This window comes from Rhodococcus wratislaviensis, assembly GCF_041228765.1.
In the GTDB taxonomy this organism is placed as follows: Bacteria; Actinomycetota; Actinomycetes; order Mycobacteriales; family Mycobacteriaceae; genus Rhodococcus_F; species Rhodococcus_F wratislaviensis.
The window spans coordinates 4,159,340-4,170,601 of record NZ_CP150488.1 but is presented as its reverse complement, the minus strand read 5'-3'; the positions used below and the strand labels follow the sequence as shown (position 1 = coordinate 4,170,601).

The window sequence follows — 11,262 nt, the reverse complement described above, 5'->3', positions numbered from 1 at the left end:
GCTTCGATCACCAATTCCCGTCCAGTGATCTCTACGGTCACATCGCGGGTGGGGATCTCGAGTCCAGGTAACCCCGCGCGCACCAGATAGCATTCGCCGGCGATCTACTCCTCGACCCGGATACGGCGCACGTTCCGCCAGGCCGACCTCGCCCAGCTGCGGTCGAATCGCAGCCACGTACATCGGACCCAGAAGCGATTCAGGTGGCGCCACAACCAGCGCTAACCGACCAAACGACTCCGTTGTTGTCCCCATTGCCGGGGTCAGCTGGCGCAGTCGCGACAGAATTTCATCCCTTCCTTAAGTTGCTGCCAGCCGCGAGCAGCGGTGAACCAGGAAGCACCCGGAACACACGAATCCGTCGGCTTTTCTGGGAACTACCGCACGGCCAGTTCCTCGGCGGACAGGTCCGCTCCCGGAAGCTGGAACGACTCGATCTGAGCGTCGTCCTCAGCGTCCTCGCCGATTCCCGACATCAGCCCCGACGACTGGCGGGCAGCTGCCCCACCGAATCGTCGTCGCCCTCGACGTCGTCGTCGACGTCGTCGTCGGGCCGGGCGCTTCTCGGGCCGCATCGTAGCCGCTAACCACGCCTACCTCGCAGATTTTCTGGGGAAACGGGTTTGTTAGCTCGATGCCTAAGACCACCACCGAAGCGGCGACAGAGTCTTTGGCCACCTGAGGCAGGGAGCGCCGGTTCGTCACCGCGCAGAAACAGGACATCGATGGCAAGTACACGGTGCAATCACCGCGCCATGTGTAATGGACGCGTATGACTGACGCCGAAAACACCCGCCCGACGCCCCGCAGGCGCCGGGTCGAATGGGTGATCGGCGGCCTGCTCGTCGTCGTGCTCGCGGTGGAAATCGTCCTCATCTGGCCGGACCTCTCGAAGAGCGTCCGCGACCTCGGCGACCTCGAATGGGGATGGGTGGCCGCGGCGGTCGTGGCGTCGCTGGCTTCGATGTGGAGCTTCGCTCGGCTCCAGCGCTGCCTGCTGGGCGTCGCCGGCGTGCACATCAGGCAGCGGCAGGCGCTGTCGGTTACCTTCGCCTCCAATTCGATGAGCGTGACCCTGCCGGGTGGGCCGGTTCTGGCGACGACGTTCAGGTACCGGCAGACGCGCCTCTGGGGTGCCTCACCGATGGTAGCGACGTGGCAACTGGTGATGGCCGGCGTCCTCCAGGCAATCGGCCTGGCGCTCGTCGGACTGGCGGGCGCACTGCTCGTCGGGGCTAAGACCAACCCGTTCTCGCTGATCTTCACGTTCGGCGGCCTGTGCGCTTTCCTCGTCGTGGCCCAGTACGCCGCATCACGGCCCGACGCCCTCGAAGGCGTCGGCATCACCGCGCTACGCGGATTCAACACGCTCCAAAAGAAGCCACCGCTGACCGGTGTTCGCCAGTGGAAGCACATCGTGAACCAGATGAGCGCCGTCCGGATGGATCGCCGCGACACCGCCCGCGCGTTCGGGTGGTCGCTGTTCAACTGGATCGCCGACGCCGCATGCCTCACCTTCGCGTGCTACGCGGTCGGCGCCCATCCCGGGTTCGCCGGACTCGCCGTCGCGTACGCGGCGGGCAACGCCGCCCGTTCGGCCATCCCACTCCTGCCCGCCGGGCTCGGTGTCATGGACGCCGTACTCGTCCCCGCACTGACCGCCAGCGGAATGACCGGCGCCGAAGCGGTGTCCGCGATCGTCGTCTACCGGCTGGTCAGCTTCCTGTTCATGGCCGCCATCGGCTGGATCGTCTTCGCGGCACGCTTCCGGGGTGCGCAACAGCAGGGCGACGAGGGCCCAGACCTCGCACCGCTGTGGCGCCGCCGAAAGTAGAACTCTCGCGCGGCGAGCGCACGACCAGACGCCGATTGCCCGACACCGACATCAACGCACTCGCCGGACCCGCCGTAGTCGGGGATCGACGGACTGCACACACCAAACCTGCCATCACCATGACATTCGAAGAAGCCACACTGCGGCAGTCCGACCTCGTGGCCGTCAACGGTTCCGTTAGCCAACGAGGCCGGGCACCCGCGTCGATGCAGTTCGGCCGATCCAAGCCGCATCCGGACCGGACACCACGGTTCCATCGTCGGCACGAATCACACCGGACAGCTTGTCCTGCAAATATTCTCGTAACCGATCGTGTTCGGCGAGCTTCGCCGGCTTCGGGCGCCTCGCGGCGAGATCGGCCTTCCACTGCGCGGTCGACGCGCGATATTCGAGCTTGCCATTGCGGGTGGCGGCGTTCCGCCGCAACTCCCGCGAGATCGTCGACGGGGACCGTCCGATCCGGTCAGCGATGCCGCGCATACTCATACCCTTGGCTCTCAACAGCGCGATATCCTCACGCTCGGCGAACGACAGGTACCTCCCCGATGGCGGGGTCAACTCGATCGGTGGCATCCCACCAGCCTGGCGGAACCACCGTGTCCCCACCGGCCCCGACACGCCGCATGTGGTCGCTGCGTCGTCGCTCGTGAGACCCTCGGCGATCCGCGTCCAGAATGCCCGCTCTAGATCTCCGCGTATCGGAGGCCGTCCCGGTGACCGCATCACCGCACGCCCTGTCAACGCTGCTGCCCACCCGGGTGGTCGTCCCATTCCCACACCTCCGTTATCGAGTGTTGCTTCCACCGGTTGAGCCTGGTCAGTTCCGTTCCGGAATCTTCGTAGAATTGCTGACCTGCAATGGTTTACAAGGATCAATGGGGAAGGTTGGGGCATGTGGTGACAATGCCGCGATGGAATCGTTCTTCGCGTTGCTGCAACGCAACGTCCCCGACCGGCGCCACTGGAGCAGCCGTGAGGAACTACGGTTGGCGATCGTCGAGTGGATTGAGAAGACCTACCACCGGCGTCGCCGGCAGCGCGGTCTCGGTCGACTGACACCCGTCGAATATGAGACGCTCCATCAGACCGCACACGCGGCCTGAAACTGCACACCCCGTGTGTCAACCAGGGTGGGGGCAGTCCCGATCGTTAACCCGCCCAACTCCCGCCGTGTTGGACGTGGAGTCCGATAAACCGATGGCCAAGACGGGCACTATGACCGCAGAACGCCGTTGAGCCCGTTACGCCTCCTTGACCAGGCCGGGTTGCATGCTGCCCTCGTGATTTCAGCGGCCTGTGTGGCCGCTTCACCGGTAACGGCGCTCCCACTGCTAGGGGTGTGCCAGGATTTATCCGAGTAAATACTCGGGCCGAGCCCGAACACAAGGTTCGGGCGGTCGCCATTTCAGGGTGGTTGACATGCGGTTTGTGAACCAAATAACGGCGATTGCGTTTGTCTCGATTCTCGCCAGCTCAGCATGTAGCAGCAATTCCGATCCGTCCGGTGCGCCACCGACGACTGTGGCTCATCCGCCGGCGGCATTTGTCGAGGGGCCGTGCGCGAAGACGCCAAATCCGGTCCCACTGCTGGAGAATGCTCGCTGCGGGGAATTGTCGGTACCGGTGAACCGCACCAGAGAAGACAGCGGATCCTTGCGCTTGGCAGTTGCGATCGTTCCGTCGCAAACGCAGCCGCCGGCCAAGGCTCCGATCGTCTTTCTCATGGGCGGGCCCGGTCAGGATGCGGTCACCGATCCCCCGATCAACCCGGACGTCCCGCTGAACCATGATCGCGATCTGATCCTGATGGGACAGCGCGGCAACATCACGTCCAGCTCCCCATTGCCCTGCCCGGAGATTTTCGAGTTCTTCGCCCACAGGATCGGAATGGCGTGGAACGCTGAGTCCACACGGGATGCGTACGTAGAAGCGGTGAAGGAGTGCCACGACCGCCTGGCTCCCACCGTTGACCTCTCGGCATTCAATTCGACCGAGAGCACCCATGACCTGATCGACCTACGCAAGGCACTCGGCCTCGAGAAGTGGAATGTGTTCTCCCACTCGTACGGTACCGACCTTGCGCTGATCTACATGCGTCAAGACGCCGACGCTGTCAAGTCGATCGTGTTCGACGGCGTGACGCCTCCCTCGGCTGCTGCCCTGGGGTGGACCTGGGCCAGCGCTCGCCAAGCATTCGACAACATGGTCACAGCGTGCGAGGACCAACCGGCATGCAACAAGCGCTATCCCGACCTGGGGGCAACGTTCATCCGACTGGTCAATGAGCTCGAGGCGAAGCCCATCACCACGACGGTCAACGTTGAGGGTGTAGGAGAGACGAAGGTTGTCGTCGACGGCGGAATGCTGCTGAACTGGTTTGTCCCCGTGGCTACCCATCTACCGAAAGAGTTCCCATCAACGGTCGATGAGCTCGCACACGGGAATGCGCAGCCCATCGCGTCGCGGTGGGCCGAAGTGTGGGGGCATCCGGAGAGGGGCGCACTCCATTGGGGCCTCACCCTGAGCATTTGGTGCCGTGAATGGATCCCGTTCGAGACCGTCGAGCAGTCAATGCAACAGGCGGAAAAGGAATTCCCTGAACTCCCGGAGCCCGTTCGGGCCCAAGCGCCACAGCTGCCGTTCCTGCGCGACGCCTGCCAGGTGTGGGACGTGCCGAAGGCCCCTGACTCGATCCGAGACATCACCGTCAGTGACATCCCTTCGCTTGTGCTGTCGGGTACCTACGACGGACAGACCGGAGCGGTGTGGGGCGACTACATCGCGAAGGATCTCTCGCAATCCATAGTCGCGGTAGTGCCCGGAGCTGCACACGGTGTGTATGCAGAGCCACCGTGCGGAGCCGAGATCATCGCGTCGTTTTTCGACAATCCGGAGAAGCCGAACACCTCCTGCACGGACACGACGCAACCGCCGGCATACGACATTCTCCCGCCACCCTGATGACCACCGAGGTGTTCGCCGTCGGTGGCCCTGAGTTGTCGCGCCTGACGCCGCTGCCTCTTCCTGATCCTCGGCTCGCCGCCCAGGGTGTCAGCGGGACCACCACTGAGCAAGAACGAACGCTGCTGATCGGTCTCCGAGCGTTCCGAGCTGGGGTCGGCGGGCGACGGCAGGGGAGGTCGACCACACGCACATATCGCGGGTGACGGCCCCGGCGCCGCCTACTGGTGGAAGGCGACCGCCACCCACCAGGGCACCATCGACCCGCCCGGCATCCCCGCCACCGGCAAACAGCTCGAATTCGACGGCGTCGACATCCACGAATACCGCGACGGCAAGATCGCCGAACTACGGATCATCGTCATCATGATCGACATCGCCATACAGCTGGGCATGGTCCCCGAACCCGGAAGCACCGCAGAAAAGATCATGGTCAGCATGCACAAACTCAGATCCCGCCTCACCCGCTCCTGAGCCGCGGCACCTCCCCTCAGTCCGGGACGTGTCATCTTTCCAGGTCAGAGGGCTCGCCCAGGCGGCGGTTCTTGCCGTCCATCCATGCGATGACGTCGAAGACGCGCAGTGCGGAGATCTCCTCCGGCAGGCCGGCCTTCTTCCGGATCGACACCAGTCGGCGGTGCAACGCCCCGTCGTCGGCGCGCAGCGCCTCCCGGACCGGGTTCAGATGTGCTCGCTCGGTGCACAGGACCTGACTGACCACCGAGTCCCAGATCGGGTACAGCCGGGGACGTTTGCGGGGCAATCAGCTTCGTGGCCTTCGTCCGGCCGATCCCCGGCAGCGCCCACAGGGCCGTTTCCAGGTCCCAGGCGGGCCATCCCGGGGGGATCGGGTCCGGTTCGTCGACCAGGTCCCGGTCCGGGTCCACCGCCGGCAGAGGGGCGTTCAGCGCCTCCGCCTCGGTGTGCAGGATCGCCCGCGCCGCGCACCGACAGGAACACCCGCCGCGACCAGATCGTTTGCGGTGAACCGGTCCGCCTCCCCGCCCGATTACCGGAGCTGGACCAGGCGTCGAAGTGCGCGCCCGCGTAGGCGTCTTCGCCCAGGTACGGGCGGCCGTAATACTCCGGCGGAGCGCTCTGGCGCACGGTGCGGCTGGGCACCCTTCGTGGTGCCCGGGTACGGCTCTTCTAGTCCCGCAATGTTTTATTGCGAGCGTGTGCTTGATGTTCGGACGATCAGCGTGCTGGGAACTGTTCTATTTGGCGGGATTTCGTGTGTCTCGATCCGACGGATCAGTGCTTCCGCCGCCAGTCGTCCGAGCATGGTCGGCTCGAGATCGACCGAGCTGATTGGTATTCGGTGGTGTGCGGCGGCTTCGCTGTCCCCGAGCCCGGCGACCATCAGGTCTTGCGGGATGTCGACGTTCGATTGTTGTGCGCCGGCGACGACGCCGAGTGCGAGTCGATGGAGGGTGGCAAAAACTGCGTCCGGCGGTTCCGGTTGCGCGAGCAGATCGAGCGCGGCGAGCCTGCCGCTTTCGTCTGAGAGTCCACTTTTCGTGACGACGACCTGTGCTGGGAGGTGGTGCTCAGCGCACCACCGTTCGTATTCCGCGACGCAGCGGGTGGCGTACGAGGCGTCGATGGGGCTACTGACCAGAGCTGGTCTGCGGGCGCCGTTTGCCCAGAAATGGTCGAGTACACCGCGGACGGCGGTTTCGAAGTCGTTGTCGATGATGGTGGAGGCGACACCGTCCAGGTGGCCGATTGTTACGAGGGGACGCGATGCCTGGATTGCGCGGTCGACTACATAGTTTCCAGGTACGGGATCGACGACGATGGCGCCATCGAAGCTGATCTCCGAACGGAGTCCATGCGGGTCGGCCGGGGACAGCGCCAGGGCGTAGCCGGCGTTGAGAGCGACGGTTGATGCCGAGCTCATGACGCGGACGAAGAACTCCACATGTGAGCTGTCGGGTGTGCCCCAGACGGTGAGCTCGTCGAGCAGAACATGGGCTGCGGCCGGCACGTCGGTGGTGTCGTGGGTCGGGTTGCCGGCGAGCACGGCCTCGACCTGGTGGTGGTATCCCCGTTCGCTCAGCGAACGGCGGTAGAGCGAGCCCATGCTGGTGAGGTAGAACGCGATCCACCAGGACGCGATCCACCAGGACGCGATCTCGCGGGCCGTTGCCTGATCGGCCGCGACGGCGGTGGGAACTGCCGGACACACCAAGGGGCGTGTGGTGTGTCCGGATCGGGCGCCCGCCTGCTGGAGCAGGTCGATTCCGCGGGGCAGCCACGACCGCGGGACCAGGAAGGGCGTCCAGCCGTCCGCCAGTTCGCCGGCGAGCTGGATGGATTTGTTGCCGAGTCCGGCGAGGTAAATCGGCAGGCCGGTGCGCGCGGCGACACCCAGCCGCAGGGGCCGGTGGTCGTGGGTCGCCGTCGGCAGGACCCGCTCGCCGTCGAGCAGTCGACGGACCTGTGCGGTAACCGCGCGCAGCTTCGCCACCGGCGCGGTGAACGATTGGTCGTGCAGTCCTTCGACGAGCTGTGGACTGCTTGCCCCCAAGCCGAGGACGAAACGGCCGCGTGAGACCTGGTCGAGGCTGGCGGCGAGCATCGCGAGGGTTCCGGCTGTGCGGCCCCAGACGCTGAGCACACCGGTACCGATGGTGATCCGCTCCGTCCTGGTGGCGATTTCGGTGAGCAGGACAGCGGCATCCTGGCTCCACCCTTCGGCGAGGTAGAACCCGTCATAGCCGAGATCTTCGGCGCGGCGGGCGACGTGCAGTATCACGTCACGGCGCGTTTCCAGTGGGGTCACGCAGATGCCGAGGCCGCGCCGGGTAGCGCTGACGCCGGCGGCGACGACGTCGGTTGTGTGGGTGCTCATGCGCGGGTTGCCGTCCGTTCTGGTGTCGATTCTCCACTCGCCAGGCGTGTACGCACCGCGAGGCGGGCGCGGTCGAGATAACGCGTGTCGGCGAAGAGATGGAAATACGAGTTGGCCGCCAGCAGTGTGCCTTCCAGCTCGAACGCGAGCTGGTCCGGATCGGTGTCGGTGCACAACTCACCGGATTGCTGTGCCTCGCGTGCCGCCTGCGCGAGGGTCCCCATCCACTGGCGCTGGCACTCGGCAACGGCGTCACGCACCGGGCCGGGCGTCTTGCCGTCGAACTCGGCCATCGCGGCGGCGAAGAAGCATCCCCCCGGGAAGACTCCCCGTTCGACATACGACAGGAACGACTCACAGAGTGCGGTGAGGCGTTGCATGCCCGGACCCGACCCGAGCGCCGGTGTGACCACCTCGCGCACGTAACGCTGGCGCGCGACCTCGATGGTGGCCAGTTGGAGGTCTTGCTTCGACCCGAAGTGGGCGAACAGCCCACTCTTGCTCATCCCGGTCAGGCTCGCGAGATGCCCGATGGTGAGTCCGTCCAGACCATCGATCGATGCGACGTCGGCGGCCGCGTGCAGCACGATCTCCCGCGTCTTGGCCCCTGGGGTCGTGTTCCGCTTCTGTGCCATGAACTCATCCTAGTACAGTACGAACGATCGTGCTATCTTTGTTTCAGACGGCCATTCAGACCGGCCCGAAGGAGAAGGCCCGATGTACGACGTGATCGTGGTGGGCGCCCGGTGCGCAGGCGCGTCGTTGGCGATGCTTCTGGCACGCGGTGGGCACCGTGTCGCGGTGGTCGATCGAGCGTCGTTTCCCAGCGACACCATGTCCACCCATTTCCTGTGGCAACGTGCCGCGTTCCGACTGCGGGATTGGGGGTTGCTCGATCGGTTGCACGCCCGCGGCTGCGCACCGATCGAGCAGATCACCTTCGACGTCGGTCCCGTGCAAATGTCGGGTATCGGACCTGGCGTCGAGGGGCAGACGGCCGTGTACTGCCCGCGGCGGACCGTCCTCGACACGGTGCTGGTCGAGGCGGCCGTCGAGGCGGGCGCCGAACTCATCGACGGCGTCGTCGTCGACGACGTGGTGTGGGCGGATGGTCGGGCATCGGGCGTGCGCGGCCGTCGCCGAGGCGGCGGCGGCTCGTTGTCGCTGCGGGCACCGCTGGTCGTCGGGGCCGATGGTCTGCACTCGACCGTCGCGCGACGAGTCGCTGCTCGTGTCTACAACCACCATCCGCCGCTGACGTGCGTGTACTACTCCTATTGGAGTGGCCTCGGCGATGTGCGCGCGTCGTTCCACGCCCGAACCGGCCAGCTGATCCTGGTCTGGCCCACCAACGACGGACTCACCTGCATCTACGTCGGTTGGCCCCGCCGGGAATTTGCGCGCGTCCGCACAGACCTCGACCGAAGCTTTCATGCCGCCCTCGATCTGGTGCCAGGTCTGCGTGACACGGTCGCCTCCGGCCACCGCGAACAACGTTTCGTCGGTACCGCCGACCTACCCAACCAGTACCGAACATCGGTCGGACCGGGATGGGCGCTGCTCGGCGATGCCGGCCACCACAAAGACCCCTCCACGGGGATGGGCATCGCCGATGCATTCCTCAGCGCCGACCTGCTCGCGGAGGCCATCCACAGCGCGCGCGCCGGCCGTCCCGTCGACGACGCACTCGGCGACTACCCACGTCAGCGCGACCAGCTCACCGCCAACGGCTTCGAACTTGCGCTCAACACGGCCCGCCTCGCGCCGCTCTCGAACGGACTCACGGCGTTCTACAGAGCGGCTGCGACCCAACCGGAGGTAGTCGAACGGATCTTCGGCGTCCTCGGTGGGTCGGTGCCCATTCGAGACGTCTACTCTGCGCCGCGCATCGCGTCGGTACTCGCACAAGCCCACGCGTAGCGCGCATTCCTTTTCACGTGGTCGATGGCCGGCACGTCAAACCCGGACATGAAGATACGCAACCACATCCGGCAACTCGAAGCCCTCCGCCAGGAGATCCTCGCCACCGAGATCGTGAACGCGACAACTGCTGAGCCTCGCCGAATACCGGCCACCGGTGGAATAATCCAACCAGGAGGATCGTCCACCCGAAGACGACCCTGCAAAACGTCGACCCCGGCCCAGGGCCTCAGGACCGCCCGAGTGCGCCGGGGTCGGCCCAAAGAGGACGGGTGTGGTCGTGCGGCAACCGACGGTGTGCGGACGACACCGACGAACCCACAACCGACACGGAGGGCCCCGATTTCTTGTCGCTCTTCTCTGACATGCGGTAACAAGTCGGAGCCCGTCACCGACGTACTAGATGTCATAGTCAACGATGACGGACCCGAACTGCGGGCGCTGGACTCGGAAGCGAGCAGGCAAATGAACGGACTGCTGAGCACGCCGCCGGAGAAGCACCGGGAGATGGGGTAGTGCCACGGGAGTTGTCCGCGTGGCTCGACACGAGCCATCGCGAGTGACGAGGGCAGGTGAGAAGTTTGGCTAGGGGCATCAAGCGCAACGGCAATCCCGATGCCGATCTCCCAGGAGACGACGCACCGGTGGACGTCGCGGCAGTGCGCCGCGACGACGCTTTGATCGACGCGATCGCCGCCGGCGGTCCCGTCGCAACGGATTCGCCGGAACAGGACCAGCTCGCGCTTCTGCTGACCAATTGGCGCGCCGACATCGTCGCGACGCCGATGCCGACCGGGCCGCTGCTCGACGACGTGATCGCGGCGATCGACGCCTCGGACGCCCGTTCCGCACGCAGCGCCGCCCGCGGCAAGCTCCGCTTGTTGCGACCGATCGCAGGCGCTGCCGCCGCGATCGCAGTCGTCATGGGTGGCGCCACCATCTTCTCGTACAACGCCGCACCCGGCGATCCGCTGTGGAGCGTCAAGTCGGTCGTGTTCAGCCAGCAGGCCGATTCGACCGTCGCGCAGATCGACACCACGTCGCAGCTGCAGGAGGCCGAGCGGCTGATCGCCGCGGGCGACGCGGAGGCGGCGAAGAACCTGCTCGAGAGCGCCGCCGACCGTGCCGGCGGGGTACGTGACGCCGACATGCGCACCGAACTCGACGCGTGGCGTGCGAAGCTCGCCGCGGAGGTCGAGAAGATCGCTCCCACCACGCCGCCTGCGACGACCACGCCCGGTACCACCACCACCGACACGCCGACCCAGACCACCGAGTTGCCGGCCACACCCGGCTCCACGACGGCGCCGGGAGTCGAGCAGTTGCCGGGAACCCTTCCCACGGATATGCAGGTTCCGGGACTGCCGCCCACTTCACTGCCGCCGCTACCCACGACGACGCTCACGCTTCCGCCCGAGACGTTGCCGTCCACCAGCCCTGAGCCCACCATCACGATGGTCCCGCCTCCGCAGCCGCCCCTGCCTGTCCCGTCCGACAACCCGACCACACAACCACCCCCGCCTCCGCCGCCGGACAACCCGACCCCGCAACCGCCCCCACCTCCGCCGCCGGACAACCCGACCCCGCAACCGCCCCCGGCTACGCCGCCGGACAACCCGACCCAGCAGCCGCCGCCGGAGCCTTCTTCGGCACCGCTGCCGCCGCCAGTCCCGACCAGCTGAGAACTCGG

The 11,262-nt window shown here is 66.1% G+C and carries 8 protein-coding genes and 4 pseudogenes; 6 read left to right on the top strand and 6 right to left on the bottom strand.

Annotated features, from left to right (window positions below):
• Window positions 1-263: 263 nt before the first annotated feature.
• Window positions 264-508: pseudogene (locus tag WKC72_RS19240) on the bottom strand (DUF4193 family protein).
• A 264-nt stretch (window positions 509-772) separates the two neighbouring features.
• On the opposite strand from WKC72_RS19240, the gene WKC72_RS19235 reads away from it, so the two are divergent.
• Window positions 773-1,834, top strand: a complete 1,062-nt coding sequence (locus WKC72_RS19235) for a YbhN family protein (protein ID WP_370184030.1) — start codon at window positions 773-775, stop codon at window positions 1,832-1,834.
• Between the two features lie 216 nt (window positions 1,835-2,050).
• Here WKC72_RS19235 and WKC72_RS19230 read toward each other — a convergent pair.
• Window positions 2,051-2,605 (bottom strand): annotated as a pseudogene (locus tag WKC72_RS19230) (transposase); the annotation flags it as partial.
• Between the two features lie 44 nt (window positions 2,606-2,649).
• Between WKC72_RS19230 and WKC72_RS19225 the strand changes: the two are divergent.
• The 3 genes and pseudogenes from WKC72_RS19225 to WKC72_RS19215 all read left to right on the top strand — a co-directional run.
• Window positions 2,650-2,937: pseudogene (locus WKC72_RS19225) on the top strand (integrase core domain-containing protein); the annotation flags it as partial.
• A gap of 316 nt (window positions 2,938-3,253) precedes the next feature.
• A complete protein-coding gene (locus WKC72_RS19220) occupies window positions 3,254-4,795 on the top strand; it encodes an alpha/beta fold hydrolase (RefSeq protein ID WP_370184028.1) in 1,542 nt (513 codons plus the stop codon).
• A gap of 150 nt (window positions 4,796-4,945) precedes the next feature.
• Window positions 4,946-5,269, top strand: coding sequence for an ester cyclase (locus tag WKC72_RS19215; protein ID WP_370184398.1), 324 nt, complete (start codon window positions 4,946-4,948; stop codon window positions 5,267-5,269).
• A 31-nt stretch (window positions 5,270-5,300) separates the two neighbouring features.
• Here the strand turns inward: WKC72_RS19215 and WKC72_RS19210 are convergent, their stop codons facing one another.
• From WKC72_RS19210 to WKC72_RS19195, 4 genes and pseudogenes are all read right to left on the bottom strand, one after another.
• Window positions 5,301-5,558: a DUF6308 family protein gene (locus tag WKC72_RS19210; RefSeq protein ID WP_370184026.1), complete on the bottom strand. Its 258-nt coding sequence runs from the start codon at window positions 5,556-5,558 to the stop codon at window positions 5,301-5,303.
• 58 nt (window positions 5,559-5,616) lie between these two features.
• Window positions 5,617-5,682, bottom strand: a pseudogene (locus tag WKC72_RS19205) (hypothetical protein); the annotation flags it as partial.
• A 278-nt stretch (window positions 5,683-5,960) separates the two neighbouring features.
• Window positions 5,961-7,652, bottom strand: coding sequence for an LLM class flavin-dependent oxidoreductase (locus WKC72_RS19200; protein ID WP_370184024.1), 1,692 nt, complete (start codon window positions 7,650-7,652; stop codon window positions 5,961-5,963).
• Entirely contained in the window at window positions 7,649-8,287 is a 639-nt protein-coding gene (locus WKC72_RS19195; RefSeq protein WP_370184021.1) for a TetR family transcriptional regulator, read from the bottom strand. The genes WKC72_RS19200 and WKC72_RS19195 overlap by 4 nt, the downstream gene beginning before the upstream one ends.
• Window positions 8,288-8,369: 82 nt before the next feature.
• On the opposite strand from WKC72_RS19195, the gene WKC72_RS19190 reads away from it, so the two are divergent.
• Complete coding sequence (locus tag WKC72_RS19190; RefSeq protein WP_370184018.1) at window positions 8,370-9,572, top strand: NAD(P)/FAD-dependent oxidoreductase; 1,203 nt, start codon at window positions 8,370-8,372, stop codon at window positions 9,570-9,572.
• Between the two features lie 572 nt (window positions 9,573-10,144).
• Window positions 10,145-11,254, top strand: coding sequence for an anti-sigma-D factor RsdA (locus WKC72_RS19185; protein WP_370184017.1), 1,110 nt, complete (start codon window positions 10,145-10,147; stop codon window positions 11,252-11,254).
• The last annotated feature ends 8 nt before the right edge of the window (window positions 11,255-11,262 follow it).